This window comes from Pantoea dispersa (assembly GCF_019890955.1).
Classification (GTDB): Bacteria; Pseudomonadota; Gammaproteobacteria; order Enterobacterales; family Enterobacteriaceae; genus Pantoea; species Pantoea dispersa.
The window spans coordinates 625,833-640,374 of record NZ_CP082346.1 but is presented as its reverse complement, the minus strand read 5'-3'; the positions used below and the strand labels follow the sequence as shown (position 1 = coordinate 640,374).

20 protein-coding genes are annotated in these 14,542 nt (G+C 51.2%); 6 read left to right on the top strand and 14 right to left on the bottom strand.

Annotation, left to right across the window (positions count from 1 at the left end; genetic code table 11):
• Positions 1–56 precede the first annotated feature (56 nt).
• Positions 57–1,139, top strand: coding sequence for an ImmA/IrrE family metallo-endopeptidase (locus K7H94_RS03010; RefSeq protein ID WP_222951620.1), 1,083 nt, complete (start codon positions 57–59; stop codon positions 1,137–1,139).
• On the top strand, positions 1,136–1,627 hold the full coding sequence (locus K7H94_RS03005; RefSeq protein ID WP_058780921.1) for a DUF4411 family protein: 492 nt from the start codon (positions 1,136–1,138) through the stop codon (positions 1,625–1,627). Before K7H94_RS03010 ends, K7H94_RS03005 begins: the two co-directional genes overlap by 4 nt.
• A 14-nt stretch (positions 1,628–1,641) precedes the next feature.
• Here K7H94_RS03005 and K7H94_RS03000 read toward each other — a convergent pair whose 3' ends face one another.
• A complete protein-coding gene (locus K7H94_RS03000; RefSeq protein ID WP_222951619.1) occupies positions 1,642–2,532 on the bottom strand; it encodes a LysR family transcriptional regulator in 891 nt (296 codons plus the stop codon).
• 90 nt (positions 2,533–2,622) lie between these two features.
• Between K7H94_RS03000 and K7H94_RS02995 the strand changes: the two genes are divergently transcribed.
• Positions 2,623–3,402 (top strand): NAD(P)H-dependent oxidoreductase, encoded by a 780-nt coding sequence (locus K7H94_RS02995; protein ID WP_215481540.1) that lies wholly within the window; start codon positions 2,623–2,625, stop codon positions 3,400–3,402.
• Positions 3,403–3,439: 37 nt separating this feature from the next.
• Here the strand turns inward: K7H94_RS02995 and K7H94_RS02990 are convergent, their stop codons facing one another.
• From K7H94_RS02990 to K7H94_RS02935, 12 genes are all read right to left on the bottom strand, one after another.
• On the bottom strand, positions 3,440–3,769 hold the full coding sequence (locus K7H94_RS02990) for a DUF1493 family protein (protein ID WP_058757234.1): 330 nt from the start codon (positions 3,767–3,769) through the stop codon (positions 3,440–3,442).
• Positions 3,770–3,912: 143 nt separating this feature from the next.
• Positions 3,913–4,791, bottom strand: a complete 879-nt coding sequence (locus K7H94_RS02985; protein WP_222951618.1) for an AraC family transcriptional regulator — start codon at positions 4,789–4,791, stop codon at positions 3,913–3,915.
• 514 nt (positions 4,792–5,305) lie between these two features.
• On the bottom strand, positions 5,306–5,677 hold the full coding sequence (locus tag K7H94_RS02980) for a TA system toxin CbtA family protein (protein WP_045141661.1): 372 nt from the start codon (positions 5,675–5,677) through the stop codon (positions 5,306–5,308).
• Between the two features lie 38 nt (positions 5,678–5,715).
• A complete protein-coding gene (locus tag K7H94_RS02975) occupies positions 5,716–6,081 on the bottom strand; it encodes a type IV toxin-antitoxin system YeeU family antitoxin (protein ID WP_045141662.1) in 366 nt (121 codons plus the stop codon).
• A gap of 25 nt (positions 6,082–6,106) precedes the next feature.
• Positions 6,107–6,328 carry a DUF987 family protein gene (locus K7H94_RS02970; protein WP_045141663.1) on the bottom strand — a complete coding sequence of 74 codons (222 nt, stop codon included), beginning with the start codon at positions 6,326–6,328 and terminating at the stop codon, positions 6,107–6,109.
• Complete coding sequence (gene radC, locus K7H94_RS02965; RefSeq protein WP_045141664.1) at positions 6,325–6,867, bottom strand: RadC family protein; 543 nt, start codon at positions 6,865–6,867, stop codon at positions 6,325–6,327. Before radC ends, K7H94_RS02970 begins: the two co-directional genes overlap by 4 nt.
• A gap of 12 nt (positions 6,868–6,879) precedes the next feature.
• On the bottom strand, positions 6,880–7,320 hold the full coding sequence (locus tag K7H94_RS02960) for an antirestriction protein (protein ID WP_045141665.1): 441 nt from the start codon (positions 7,318–7,320) through the stop codon (positions 6,880–6,882).
• Between the two features lie 31 nt (positions 7,321–7,351).
• A complete protein-coding gene (locus K7H94_RS02955; RefSeq protein ID WP_045141666.1) occupies positions 7,352–8,173 on the bottom strand; it encodes a DUF932 domain-containing protein in 822 nt (273 codons plus the stop codon).
• 97 nt (positions 8,174–8,270) lie between these two features.
• Positions 8,271–8,735, bottom strand: a complete 465-nt coding sequence (locus K7H94_RS02950) for a hypothetical protein (protein WP_045141667.1) — start codon at positions 8,733–8,735, stop codon at positions 8,271–8,273.
• A gap of 56 nt (positions 8,736–8,791) precedes the next feature.
• Positions 8,792–9,190, bottom strand: a complete 399-nt coding sequence (locus K7H94_RS02945; protein ID WP_045141668.1) for a hypothetical protein — start codon at positions 9,188–9,190, stop codon at positions 8,792–8,794.
• A 182-nt stretch (positions 9,191–9,372) separates the two neighbouring features.
• A complete protein-coding gene (locus tag K7H94_RS02940; RefSeq protein ID WP_222951617.1) occupies positions 9,373–10,260 on the bottom strand; it encodes a GTPase family protein in 888 nt (295 codons plus the stop codon).
• A gap of 104 nt (positions 10,261–10,364) precedes the next feature.
• A complete protein-coding gene (locus K7H94_RS02935; RefSeq protein ID WP_222951616.1) occupies positions 10,365–11,324 on the bottom strand; it encodes a hypothetical protein in 960 nt (319 codons plus the stop codon).
• Between the two features lie 1,041 nt (positions 11,325–12,365).
• Here K7H94_RS02935 and K7H94_RS02930 point away from each other — a divergent pair.
• Positions 12,366–12,950, top strand: a complete 585-nt coding sequence (locus K7H94_RS02930; protein WP_045141670.1) for a rolling circle replication-associated protein — start codon at positions 12,366–12,368, stop codon at positions 12,948–12,950.
• Here the strand turns inward: K7H94_RS02930 and K7H94_RS02925 are convergent.
• Positions 12,947–13,492 carry a hypothetical protein gene (locus K7H94_RS02925; RefSeq protein ID WP_045141671.1) on the bottom strand — a complete coding sequence of 182 codons (546 nt, stop codon included), beginning with the start codon at positions 13,490–13,492 and terminating at the stop codon, positions 12,947–12,949. The two genes, K7H94_RS02930 and K7H94_RS02925, sit on opposite strands and share 4 nt — an antisense overlap.
• Positions 13,493–13,649: 157 nt before the next feature.
• On the opposite strand from K7H94_RS02925, the gene K7H94_RS02920 reads away from it, so the two are divergent.
• Positions 13,650–14,114, top strand: a complete 465-nt coding sequence (locus K7H94_RS02920; RefSeq protein WP_080336124.1) for a YagK/YfjJ domain-containing protein — start codon at positions 13,650–13,652, stop codon at positions 14,112–14,114.
• Positions 14,115–14,199: 85 nt separating this feature from the next.
• Complete coding sequence (locus tag K7H94_RS02915) at positions 14,200–14,406, top strand: helix-turn-helix transcriptional regulator (protein WP_045141672.1); 207 nt, start codon at positions 14,200–14,202, stop codon at positions 14,404–14,406.
• The last annotated feature ends 136 nt before the right edge of the window (positions 14,407–14,542 follow it).

Genomic DNA, 14,542 nt, shown 5'->3' with positions numbered 1-14,542 from the left:
CTGCCGCGATTAACCCAGACATGCTTCGCTGGTCCCGTGAACGGGCCGGTTTCAGCATGGAAAAATTTGCACAAAAGTGCGGCATTGCGCCTGAACGCCTGCAGGCATGGGAAGAGGGGCAACAGCCGCTGACCTTTCATCAGGCCATGAATTTTGCCGAAAAGGCACATGTCCCTTTTGGTTATCTGTTTTTGACTACACCACCCGTGGAGTCTCTGCCTATCCCTGATTTGCGCACGGTGGATAGCAAACGTCCGCAACGTCCGAGCGCTGAACTGCTCGATGTGTTGAAAATTATGTTGATGCGTCAGGAGTGGTATCGCGACTATCTGCAACAGCAACTGGCACATCCACTCACCATTGCTGGCCGTTTTAATGCAACCAGTTCCACAGAATCTATCGTGGCGGATATGCGTCACAGGCTTAACATGGCCGTCAATCCCGTGCGCGGGAGTTGGGAAAACTATTACAACGATCTGGTGAAACGTATTGAGAGCCTGGGAATTTTAGTCATGCGCTCACCTTACCTGTATCACCATACCCGTCCGTTTAACGTGGATGAGTTCCGCGGATTTGCCATTGCCGACGATTACGCACCCATTATTTTCGTCAACCATGCGGATGCACCAGGCGCACGACTGTTTACCTTAATTCATGAACTTTGCCACATCTGGATTGGCCAGTCTGGCGTCTCCGATGGCGCCACAACCGCACATCGCCAGGAAGAGATATTGTGTAATGCCGTCGCAGCGGAATTTCTGGTGCCAGCCGAAGAGTTTTTATCGCTTTGGGACAGCAATGCCCCAGACTGGCGGCAAAATATTGCGCCACTGGAGAGTCATTTTCATGTCAGCGGATGGGTAATTGCGCGCCGCGCCCTTACGCTGCATCTGATTGAAAACGAAGACTATCAGCGTTTTATTCAGGCGCAAAAGCTGGCCTACCAGCAGCGTAGTAAAAACGAGAACGGTGGCCCCGGCTATTTCAGGACTAAAAAAGCACAAATCAGCGTCTCCTTCTCCCGGGCGGTGCTGAGTCAGGCGCTGAGCGGGCAAATGCTGCTTCGTGAAGCCAGTGATTTGCTGGATGGCATCCAGCCTTCCGGATTGTCTAAATTTGCACAGGAGTTGGGGCTTTGAAATATTTGCTGGACGCGAACACTTATATCACGGCGAAAAACTTTTATTACGCGATGGATATTTGCCCCGGCTACTGGGAATGGCTGGACAAACAGTTCACCTTACATGTTGCTGGCAGTGTTGACATGATCGCGCGCGAATTACGTGCCGGAAATGACGAATTATCCGCCTGGGTAAAAGCGCGACCGCAGTATTTCATTGCCAATGATGATCATGATACGCAGATAATTTTCCAGCAAATCGTGGAAAGCATCATGCGGGCGGACTTTAATCCCGGCTCACGTGATGCGTTCCTGGCTAAAGCCGATCCCTGGATTATCGCCAAAAGTAAAAGTATTGGTGCGACTGTGATTACTCATGAATTACCGCTTCCCGCACAGACGCGCAAAGTCAAAGTCCCCAATATTTGTCATCAGTTTGATGTGCCCTGCATGACCACCTTTGAGTTTCTGCGAAAACTCAACGCCCGCTTTATTCTTGAACGCTAAAAGCACGCTCAGGTTTACAGCGCCGCCACAATCTGCTGGCGCAGCCACTGCTGGGCGGGATCGCGATGCAGGCGCTCGTGCCACAGCATCAGGATGTCAAACCCTTCAATCTGTAGCGGCGGTGCAAGCACGCGGAGCTGCGGCGCGTTTCGCACCAGGCGCTCCGGCAATACGGCGACCAGGTCACTGTTAGCCAGCGTGTCGAGCATAAACAGGAAATGCGGCACCGAGAGCGCGACGCGGCGCGTGCGGCCGAGCGTTGCCAGCGCGCGATCGGTGGCGGCACTAAAGCCGCCGCCATCCGGCGAAACCATCACAAACTCCAGCTGACAAAAACGGTCCAGCGTCAGGGGCTGCTGCAGTTGCGGATGATCCTGCCGGCCGGCCAGCACGTAGCGCTCGCTGAACAAGCGGCGCTGATGCAGCGTCGGCGGCGCGTTGTCGCCGGTGTGAAACACCATATCCAGCTCGCCCTTCTCCAGCTGCTGCGCCACCTGTGGCGGATTGAGCGCGAATACCGCCATGCGGCTGCGCGGTGCCGCTTCACGAATGAGTTTCAGCGCCGGCAGGATCAGCGCCGATGACATGTAATCGGTGGCGGCAATACGCCAGGTGAGCTCCGCGCGTGCCGGATCGAACGCTGCCGGCGGTGCCACCGCGCGCTCCAGCGCTTCCAGCGCCAGACGCAGCGGCTCGCGCAGGGCCTCGGCGCGGGCGGTGGGCAGCATGCCGCGCGGACCGGGCAACAGCAACGGATCGTCAAATAGCACCCGCAGGCGCGCCAGCTGAGCACTTACCGACGGCTGCGACAGATTGAGGCGCTGCGCCGCGCGCGTCACGTTCTGTTCCACCAGCAGCACGTCTAAGGTTTGCAGCAGATTCAAATCCAGCAAGTGCATATTCATTTCATCTATACCTGAGATATCAGCAATTGATTTCTACTATAGCCAGAGCTGGCTTAACCTGCAGCGGTTTTCATCTCACAGGATACCGCCATGAATGTTTTGATTGTGTATGCCCATCCGGAACCGCGCTCGCTGAACGGATCGCTGAAAGACTTTGCCGTGAATCATCTGCAGCAGGCGGGCCATCAGGTGCAGGTGTCAGACCTGTACGCCATGCAGTGGAAAGCACAGCTGGATGCCGCCGACACGCTGGCACCTCCGGTGGGCGCACATTTTGATGCCACGCTGGATTCGCGTTTCGCCTACGACAACCAGTTGCAGGCAGCGGACATTGCCGCCGAGCAGGAGAAGTTGCGCTGGGCCGACACGGTGATTTTTCAGTTTCCGCTGTGGTGGTTTTCGATGCCGGCTATCATGAAAGGCTGGTTTGACCGTGTGTATGCCAACGGTTTTGCCTATGGCGTCGGCGAGCACAACGATCACCACTGGGGCGATCGCTACGGCGAAGGCACGCTCGCCGGCAAGCGCGCCATGCTGGTGGTGACCACCGGCGGCTGGGAGTCGCACTACGCGCCGCGCGGCATCAACGGCCCGATTGAGGATCTGCTGTTCCCGATCCAGCACGGCATGCTGTTCTATCCCGGCTTCAGCGTGTTGCCACCGCTGGTGTTGTATCGCGTGCAGAAGTCGGCGCAGGAACGCTATGCTGGCTGGTGCACCGCGCTGGCGCAACGGCTGGATCGCTTAGCGCAGGATCAACCGATTGCCTTCCGTCGCCAGAACGGCGGTGAATATGCGATTCCGGCGCTGACGCTGCGCGAGGATCTTGCGGAAGGTGAGCGCGGATTTGGTGTTCACGTGGCACGCTGAGCCGCTGACCGCCAAACCGCAGCGGGGCGCTGCCGAATTATTCAAACAGCCAGCGCCCCGCCTGCGCCGAAGCAATCAGCATGCCCAGCGTGAAATCCGGTACCACCGGCACTTCACGCTTGTTGAACGGGTTGAGGATTTGCGCCAGCGACGGTTCGTCCGGGTAGTAGGTTTCAATAGCGAAATTCGCGCGATCGACCGCGAACTCGCTGAAAAACTCCTCCATCAGCGCGGCGGCTTCGTCGCGCTCAAAGTTGAGATCGCTGTCGATATCAATCTGCGGCGTGAGCGTTTTCTGCTTGAACAGATATACGCCGTCATAGCGCCGCACCAGTTCATAGATACGCTGTTCGAGTTGCTCTGTCATCGTCGCCTCTTCGCCTGTGCTGATAGGATCGCAGGGCATTTTGCCATGCCTTGCAGCGAGGCAGGAGGAAAAAAATGCCAGCCGTGAATACGTATCGCAATCCTGCATAAAAATCCCGATAGCCATTGCTACCGGGACCCTTATCACTTAAGCGGCAGATAGATATCCGTCAGCAATTCATGTTCCGCCACCTCATGCACGAAGTTGTGATAGTGGAAGAACAGCGGGAAATCGCGCAGCTCTTCACCGCTGGCTGGCAACCATTCGCTGTAGAGCGAACGCGCCAGCTCGGTCAACGCGCTGTGCGAGCCGTGATGACGCAGCACCGCGCAGCGTCCGCCGGGAATGGTGCTGTTGACGACGCCAAAAGCGTTGTCTTCGTTGATCGGTGCAGTCACCGAGCCGCAAAGGTGATACTGAAAATCCCCGGCTGGCGTGCTGGCCGGATCGTGCGGCGCGACGCCGAACGTCTGGCTGCTGCGCACCGGCGATGCTCCGCTGCTTTTGCGCCAGGCAATAAACTGCGCCGCCGTTTCGTTGATGCGCTGCGGATCGCCGTGATGCGTGAGCATCGCCACCGGCGTGGTGGGAAACATTTTAATCTCAACTGACATACTCTCTCTCCGTTTGACGGGTGGCTGAGGCATGCGCTGATGCCAGGTCATCCACACCGGCTGCTGACGAAATTCACTCGGCGTCACGTCAAATACCTGTTTAAAGGCGCGACTGAATGATTCGGCATGCTGAAAACCGGCATCGAGCGCAATCTCAATGATTTTCTCGTGCGGATTGAATGCCAGCCGGTACGACGCCCGTTTGAGCCGCATCAGCTGGATGTAACGCCCCGGCGGCATGCCGCACCAGGCGCTGAACTGGCGGTGAAAGTGGTACGGCGAAAAGTGCGCCACTTCACTCAGTTGCTCCAGCAGCAGCGCTTCATCAAGACGGCGTTCGATGTAGTCGAACACCTTGTCAAAGCGCTTGCGGTAGGTCTCGCGGTGATCATTTTTGTTTACTGGCATAGCATCCTCTCTGGGGAATGAGTATGCCCGTGTGGCGGAGAGTGGGCCTGATGGATCTTGCGGAGTTTTGAGGGAGAGTAAAGCGCGGTGATGGTTTTTGCTGTGAATGGGCGGGGAGATTATGCGCTTATTTTGCGTGATTATTTGAGGGCGTAGCAGGTTCGGGATTCATGCTTTTTAGGCACTAAATAGGATAGATGAACGGTTAATGCTAAATGGTGCGAAGGCCGGACTCGCACATTAAAATTAACCCCTTGATTTAAAATAAATAAAAACAAAATCATTGTTTGTGTACCAACATAGATACCAACACGTAAATTCATTGAATTTGGGACTCGAATCGGGGCAAAGCCAAGTGAACAAAAATCCCCCTAAGAGTAGATGATGCAGATAAAGATGAGGAGCAGGCTTTAGCCTTGGCGAACTCCTCATTATCTTTTTACTGGTAGCTTCCCTACATTGGACAGCATTGTATCAATGATGTCGATATCAACATTAATTGACTTCCCATTGCTTATAGCTCCTGATGATGACCTGCCGTTACCCTGGTAACAGTTTTGTGATCGCTGCGTTTCATCAGACCAGAGGCTTTCCGGGCACGTAGAATATCGATACTGGTGATGAACGGTGACTTCTCCATGACAGAGCAATCATTACAGTCAATTCTCACCAGTTCATATTTTTCGACAAGAAAGTTCACCGCATCGCAGAGCGATACTCCAGCATCAATGTGTTCCAGTATGGTGGTTTCATTACTGAACGGTGTGTCATTCAGCGTCAGACCATAGTGCTGCGACAACAGATGAGTCAGTAACCGCTGCCAGATTTCAACGGGTGACAGACAGCTCTTAGCCGCCCGTGTCAGGTGTGATGATAAGGTTTGCATGATGTTTACTCCGTGATGCTCAGGGGATAAGCGTTAAGTTACTGGAACTCAATCTGATCAGGATAGATAGCAATGTAGACATAGCCGCAGGAGCCGAGTGTGTCTGCTTCGCAAGTAAGTCCATTGTGATATAGCGTGACGCAGTGCTGATGCCGGGGAGAGAGTTCTCCGCTGGTAAGCATCAGCTCCAGTTGTTTGAGTATCAACAGAAAGGCCTGATCCAGGTGCAACGCCTCATCGTCGCTGAAAGCACCGTTGAATCCGGCCCGGTCAGCGAGAAAATGCAGGCAGTTGCCTTCCTGAACCAGACGAGCTCCAAAACAGGGTGTGATCGTACTCTGTAGCCCCCACTGCTGGCAGGCGGGATTCTCCGGCTTTGTACCGGATTCTGAGTGATTGTTCATTATTGTTCCTGATTAAAGGGAAGGATTAATTAAGAGTAACGCTTCGAAGAATGACATAGGGACCATTGCGGTCCTGACGACGTTCAGCAAATACAGCCAGAACGCCGCGTATATCTTCCAACTCGCGGCCAGCATAATGGCAGATACTGCCTGACCATTTATATTTGCCCGTACGGAAGCGAAACAGTCGGGAGCCAGGATGTCGCCGGTACAGGGTCATTGCCTGACGTTTACTGATGATTTTCATATCCAGCCTCGCTCAGCGAACGACACAATGCCCTCTGAGCCGATGACCAGATGATCGAGCGTGTTCACATCGACCAGTCCCAGCACCTCCTTCAGTTTGTCAGTCATCTGGCGATCGGCATTGCTGGGCTCCGGATCGCCGGAGGGATGGTTATGCACCAGTACGACAGCTGCAGCATTGAAGCGAAGCGCTGACTTCACAACCTCACGTGGATGAACCTGTACTTGATTAACCGAACCGGCAAACAGCGTTTCGCTCTCCAGTAAACAGTGCTGGTTATCGAGATAAAGCACCATGAACACTTCCCGTTCTTGTCCCGCCAGCAGTAACCGAAGCCAGTCACGGGCAGCAGTGCTTGAGGTAAAGGCTATACCGGGCTGGCGCAAATATTTATCCAGTAGGTTGATAGCGCGGCGGATAGTCTGTTGGGCATAGGGTGTCAATCCGGAAGTCGCAGGGAGCAGATAACCATGTTGTGCCAAAACCGTCAGCGGAAAGAGTTCAGGCTGCGATGGCACCGGGGATAATGCAGCATTCATGTTCGGCATTCCTCAGTCGATAAGATGCATAATAGCGCTGCATTCCGGATGGTTCAGCGCGTAGCCGCGTAAGCGATAATAGTGCTCAGTCATCGCGTCACATTCGATACGACAGGCATGGTGGCTGTATGCCATCAGGCAGACCGCTATACCGGCAGCCTCTCCGCTCATCTCCGCATCGTTGCCATTCATCGGGTTGAACAACGTCCATTTCTCACCATCGGGCTCTGGAGCCATAAATGCGCCGCCGTTGCTGAGTGTGTAAAAGCTCCAGACGCCGCCGCTGTAATCAGCGTACAGACGATCCATCCAGCCAAATATTCGGGGCTCAAGGGTTATCCATTGTGGGATGGAGCCAAAGTGCTGTGGCCAGAAGCCGATGCGTAACTCGTCAGGGACCACCGAGGCAGTAATTGCTGTCTGCTCAGATAACTGAAGGTGTTGTATAACCATTAAACTATCTCCTTATGCCGTAACTGTTTTTTTAACGACCGAAAAACGCAAGCATGTTTTCTGCCATCACCCACAGGGCGCGATTGAGCTTCACATCGCCATCAATACCGATAACGGCACGGGTGCGGCTGTTTTTCCCCTGTGCGGTTCGCCCTGACAGACCACCTTTCATCAGGTTCTCCTGCACCCGCTGATAGACGGTCCACAGGTCATCGCTGTAGTCCTCCTGGCGACGTGGGGTCAGCAACTGCGATACCGTGACCGGCTGGTGGTCCTCACCAAATCGATACTTCAGTGCGGCATTTGCCAGCGCGTGACGGGCCGGGGCTGGTAGCGCCAGCGACTGCATTGCATCACGTTTCTCATCCACCCGATCAAAGACCCCGAGCACTTCGTAAGCTCCCTCAATCACCTTCTCGACAACATTACCCTTATGCGGCACCCGCACTTCGCCAAATGACTGACCGCAGACCAGTCCGTTGGTACAAACACCACGAAATAATCCCGGCAACATCTGGTAGCTTGATGAGCCGTCATGGCTATTAAGCAGAATGATTTCCGGCACCTGATGCCCGGTCAGTTGACCGGCACGGCGCAGGCGCAGCATGTGTTTGGTGTGCTCCCGCTTGCTCTGGTCCCGAACCTTTGTCTGACAGGCAAAGAACGGCTCAAAGCCTTCCCGCTGCAGACTTTCAAGGATGGTGATGGTCGGGATGTAGGTATAACGGTCTGAACGAGATTCATGTTTGTCACTCCCGAACACACTGGGGACATGACTCATCAGCTCTTCGTGTGTCAGAGGCCGGTCACGGCGTATCTGGTTGATACGGCCAAAACGGCTGGCTAATTTCATGATTAGTTCCTTTAAAAGAGACAAAAGAAAACGCCCTGCTCGAATGAGCAGGGCGCTGGTGGTGTATTGCTGATGTTTTAAGCGTTGTGGGTAAGACTTACGGAAGGGCAAATTTCGGTACGCAGCCATTATCGCCAAATTCAGGAATAACGGCAGCTGTACCGTTGAGCGTAAATGCGGCTGGTTTTGCGCCGGTTCCCGAGACAATAACGCGCTTGCCGCTACGTAATTTATTCCATGCCCACATCACATTGTCTGAGCCCACATGAGATTCGCTTTCGCTGATATTCGCTTCTTCTTCGTTATCAATTTTCATGGTCAGCTTCTGGCCACCGTCCATGCCGACCTGGTGGCCGTTTACATCAGTGAATATAATGGTCACCGCCTGTGAACCAGTACTTTCGCAGGCAAGGTATAACTGTGACTGTCCCTTACCGAGGATGGTATATTCAGTGGTGCCCTGAGCGTAGCCGCTTGTCCAGGCATCGTGGCTACCAAATGCCATTGCTTGGGCGGATAAAAGAAGAGTGAGAGCAAAGGGGATACAAAATTTAAGTATCATAGTTTTAGTCCTTTAAATGAGTGATGAAGGGAAACACTGCTGATAAGGCGTTTATTTCATTCGCTGATAGTGAAGGTTCCCTTGTTGGTAAACACGCGGGCTTCAACGAAGCTGCAGTTAATCCCCTTCTGCTGAAGCGGGTTGCCGAAATGCCACGTCAGGCCATCGGCAAACTGCATAGTAGTGGGGGTAAACTCTCCCTTTTTAGGCACCCAGCCTTCAACCGTAATGCCCTGATAGGTGACTGTTCCTTTTGCCAACAGCAGGCACCTGCCCCGGTTTACGTCAATGTTCTTGATCTGGATGTTGTCAGTCCTGGCGATAACAGTGACAAGCAGCTCGAAACCACTCTTCTGAACATCGAGTTTAATAACATCATTTTCAGCTGCTCCGGCAGGCAAAGACACAGTTGCCAGTAGTGCCATGACGGCGGTGACGGGATAAGTTGTTTTCATATGAGTCCTTAAGACATGATCAATCCTGCGATTCATCGCATTGATTTTTAATAAATAAAATTTCAGGCTCAGCAATCCCTGAGAGATTCTATAACCTGATATTAATAGTGGATAATGAATAAACCCGATCGGTTCGATCGACAAAATCGATCGTGATTCAGCAAAATTGCTTGTTGATGGTATTAACCGAAAAAGAACGACCAGACACTACGTGCTGCCCGGGCGACGGTATGGGTCACCGCATGCAATGCCGACCGTGCCACCAGCGGCAACGGGGCCAGGTCAATGACCTTATCAATAACCTCCACCACGGCATCGCCAAAACTGCTGCTGGCGGTGCTGACGACGGCTTCGGTGCGATACGCGGTCTCCAGATGTGGCACCAGTGGGCTGCGGGCCTGCTTTGGGAGACGGGTAATCATCGCCTCCACCAGACGGGACAGACGATAGCGACCCCGGACCGAGACCGGCAGAATATCGGCTTCGGCAATACCTAACTGTCGGGCCACTGACTGTTGCTTCTGCGAGATGCGTACAGCCTGTAATGCCGATGGCTGCGCGGAAAGCCAGTTCCATTGCTCTGCTGGTTCGGTCTTGTCCGCCTGGTTGAGCACCCACAATACCGGCGGTAGCGGCCCGCAGAACTGCGCGAATACGTCCTGATAAAACTGCTCTTCGACTGAGAAAGCACGATCATCGGCTTTGAGCACCCACAGCACCATATCAAGTTGTGGCATCAGTTCGCGGTAGAGCTCACGATATTCGTCATCACGTGCCTGACTCTCGCCAACGCCGGGCAAATCGACCAGGGTCAGGAAGTGGTTGCCGAAACGCAACCGGACACGCTGCGGCTGACGGGTACAGGCTTCCACAGCGTTCACGGCACAGACTTCACTGCGGAACAGGGCGTTACAGAGCGACGACTTGCCGACACCGGTTTTCCCCATAATGCCAATCACAGGTTCATACGTGACCAACTGGTTAAGCTCCTGCAGCAAATGCTGACGTAGTGCATGTGGGTAACGTCGCAGATGGCGTCGAATAAGGGCGTAGCCCGAGGGATGTTTCATACCGGCCTCTGAATGAAAAAAGGCCATCCGGTGGGGATGGCCTGTTGGAGTTAAACGGGAGGGAATTCAGTAAGGTGATATATAACTGAGAAAAGGTTAAAAAATTAAGTCTTATTATACTGCTCGTAAAATTTCTCAATTAGTTCATTAACCACTTCTTTTTTTGAGTAAAGCCTGAGGATTTTCTGAAGCTCCTCTAGTTTTGGAATATTTTCTTTCTTGATGTCAAAATGCAGATCGGAATATTCTTCTTTATTCTTCCTGTTTTTCCAGGATGATAATCCGCTCGACATTTTTCCCTTAAGGCTTTCTGCGACAATGTCACCATTGGCTGAATACCCATGAATATAATCAAAAAAAGCCATAACAATGTCTTTGTGACTAAATCCTGAGGTTTCACAAAATTCAATAATTAATGCAACCTCTCTTTCCGACATTGTGGAAAGTATGATATTCATCCCTTTATCTTTAAGGTAGCTATAACAATACTCTATTTCATTTTGCTCTTTTTTTTGCTCTAACCAGAGATGCATCTTGTTTATTTTTATTTTTCGCCAGTCGTCTGCGTAATTCATGATTTTTTTCGGAACATCATCATGGCACCATGAATACATTTCTTTATCAATCCACGCAAGAATTGAATAATACTCTGAGTCAGAGTGTGTATTTAATGATTTGTTATTAATGATGTCTCTTAAGAATTCATATTGAGTATCTTTGATGAGTATATTAAAAAGAAGCCAGAGACATGCTCTCCGATCCCCTTTTAACCAGTTGGTGTTTTCTTCTGAAATAGCAAGCTCATGATAATCTTCAAGCATTCTATTGATTGTGTTGTCAATATCACCAGTTCTGGCATCTGATTTATACAATGCATTTCGGATGAGTTTTTTAACTAAATTAAAATCAGTATAATTCACGCCTGAGATGTAATGTCTGGTTTTATTTCGTTTTTGTAAATAATGAACATAATACACAAGTTCTCGTTCACTGCTCTTTAGAAGTTCTTCAAGTTTGGTGACTACGGGAACCTCAACACGTTTACCATTCTCATTAAATGCCATTTCATTCTCCATGCAACACATCAATCACGGCGTGACTATGTAGTGATGTTATCATGATAACTCCATGTCTCAACCATTGTTTTTACGTTATCTTTCCATTCATTAGACGTATGATTGCCATCCTGATTTACTGCTGGCAGGCTCAAGAAACAGCTCTTTTGTCGGCTATCGTTCTTCTGTTATCCGCAATTTTCAGCAAACAGGGTGATCTGAGTGCACTTTGGTGTATGCAAGGCAATGGTGGATCTCCATTCGTACCAGGAGCAACCGATATGAGAACTAACAGAATGATCAGTTCACAGTGTCATCAAAAATTTTGATTACTCAATAAAAGCATTCTGTAGTGGGCTTATGGCGGTACGTTGTTTACATTCGAAAATAGCATCGGGATGTCTCTGCTGGCAGCACGCTTGTGATGTCTCAGAATGCTGGATAATTCCCCCGATATCGGCGCACGTTCCTGGATGATTAATTTTTTACACCGCCCAGCAATTTTACGACGCGTTACCCTTTCAGGCCCCTGAGCCGGAGCAGTCGTTATTCCAATATACGATACGGGAGGTGGGGTACCCGTCACGCTGACGTAAGAGTGAAAATATATTATACGCCGATGTATCACTGAGTTGAAATGAAGAGGTGATAAAATGTCGTTTGTCTTCATAAGTGCCGCACAGTGGAAAACCGACAGTTCGCTGACCAGACCTTCAGAATAAATTCATTTAGGTTATTAGTGTTATTTTATAAAGTCGCTATCTCCTGCCGCTGCTTAAGCCACTCAACGAGAGATCAGTGGACGACTTGCAGCTCAGCTTGATTAAACGTATCTCCTGTCCCTGGTACACTCATACTGACCGGTCTCAGATATTATCTTGCGAACGACAAGCAAAATACCTCCTCACGTCGATAGTGTACGTCCAGTTACAGCGCGTAGGGTAATTATCCAACGTACCAGCATCCGATCGATAACCGAATTCATCCCACTCGGTAAAAATTCACATCCTGGTGTAATCCCATGACCACTATTCATCATGGGATAACATCATGCGTCACAATATCAATCGAAACCACATATCAGATCATTCGCTACAGAGCGTGTTATTCGCTCATCATAACCAGCTATTTGATTGCTACTCGAAACTCTTAATGCTGCGAGTGGACTTTGCTTACCGCCGGAACAGTAAGTCGTTTCACCACGCCGATGTAAATCAACTTGTCGCCGAAATGACCTGGCTGACAGAGCAATGCCATGAGTTATCCGGGCTGGTGGGGTATGCCTGGGTATTGGAATACGGGGAAGATCACCGCTACCACATTCATGCTGCGTTTTATCTCAATGGTCAGCGCCACAGGAAGGTCTGGTGCTTCTGGGAGTCCATAAGGGACCTGTGGGAGGACATTACGAACGGAGAAGGCTACGCGCACAGGTGTGAGCCTAAGGGACATTACAGGGTACGGGGAGAGCGTGTTATCAGTTTTTCCGACAACAGAGGGCGGGAGGGCATGCAATACATCCTGAGCTACCTGGGCAAGCAGTCGCAGCGGACAGAACGCCGGATTTACAGAGTCAGCGCTGTTCCGGCACCGGTGTCGAGCGGCAGACGTCGCTCATATGTTCCCGGACGTTAATCCAGTTTTACTTGGCGGTTCTGAGAATAGGTATAACGGAACTTATCACCGTAGATGGATTCCGTATCCAGCACAAAGTCCAGCTGTTCTGGGTCCCGTGAGGCCCACTTCAGGCGCAGCAGGTCTTCCGCACAGCTTTTATCTGCCCCTCTGGCTTCCACCAGAAATATTTCCTCTCCCACCCTGAAGGAATCATTCGGGCGCGGGCCACCAATCACGAAACATTCAGCGTGAAGGCCCAGTGCCCGAATCGCCCCTACGAAGATATTGTTATCGATGGCATCTACGGGTTTGCCATTGACCGTCACGGTAATCCCGTTAACAAAGGCCGCTCCCATACCGTTGTTGATGGCATAAATGCCCCATTGATTTTTGCGACCATCGTTAGAGAAATAGGCATTTATTCTTGGCTCTACAGAAATATGGTTGTGCCTGATTTCCTCTCTGCCCTGCCAGATAGCGAATCCAAGTGAGATCATGGCAATGATGATGCCTGCAGATGCGAGGATCGAGTCCCGGTACGTTGTCAAAAAATGGCGCATGAATGGTGTTTCCTTACGATAAATCAGCTGCGTCGCTGCAATTTTGCAGGTGAGTACAGATTGTAATTAAGGTAAATAATACTGTTTCTAAAGAAGAAATCTTTCTAATTAGCATCCCTTCTCCTGAATTTTCATCACATTACCCCAATGCTGATGGATGATGCTATCCAGTCGTGGTACTCCATCAATCTCCCCAACAGCGACATCTAACGATGCCGATCCTCAGTCTCATGATCTACTTACCATTGCCATCACCATCAATGGGCTGGTGGGTTACGCATGGGTGCTGGAGCAAACCGAACATCATGGTTATCACATCCACGCAGTGTTTTACCTCAACGGTCAGAAGCATCGCCAGGTCTCGACTGTCTTTGAAACACTCAGGGATACCTGGAAGTATGTGACATGGGAAGAAGGACATACACACCGTTATGAGCCTAAAGAGCGTTATCGCTTGCGAGGTGAATGGGTGACGGCGTATGACGATATCAAGTGCCGTAAGAACATGCAGTACATCCTGAGCTATCTCAGTAAGCAGGAGCAGAAGACTCTGGGCGTAATCTGCCAGTTGAGTGATATCCCTGCCCCACCGGGGGCGGGTAGACGGCGGAAAGCAAGTTAAAAATTACGCCGGAGCCCCATCGTTTGAAGGAGTCTGCGTTCACCATACCTGGCTCCTTCTCCTCATTCACTCAAGGAGAAAAACGATGACAACTGATTACAGCGTTCTTAACGACCAGTTGGTGACGATGGCGTTTATCACCCGGCGCACGGGCCTGACGGATAAATGGTTCTATAAGTTGATAAAAGACGGCGAGTTTCCGAAGCCCATTAAGCTGGGCAGAAGCTCTCGTTGGTTGCAAAGCGAAGTAGAAGCCTGGCTACAGCAGCGTATCGACCAATCCCGCCAGTGATATCAAATCAAACCTTACCTCCTCTCATGTTTATCTGAATTCCCCCCACAGCATACTCGCCAGACTGCCTGACATAGGCGGCTTTCGCCTGCGTGCTGTATGGCGAAGGTCCCATACTATGAAACTAAAGATGCTT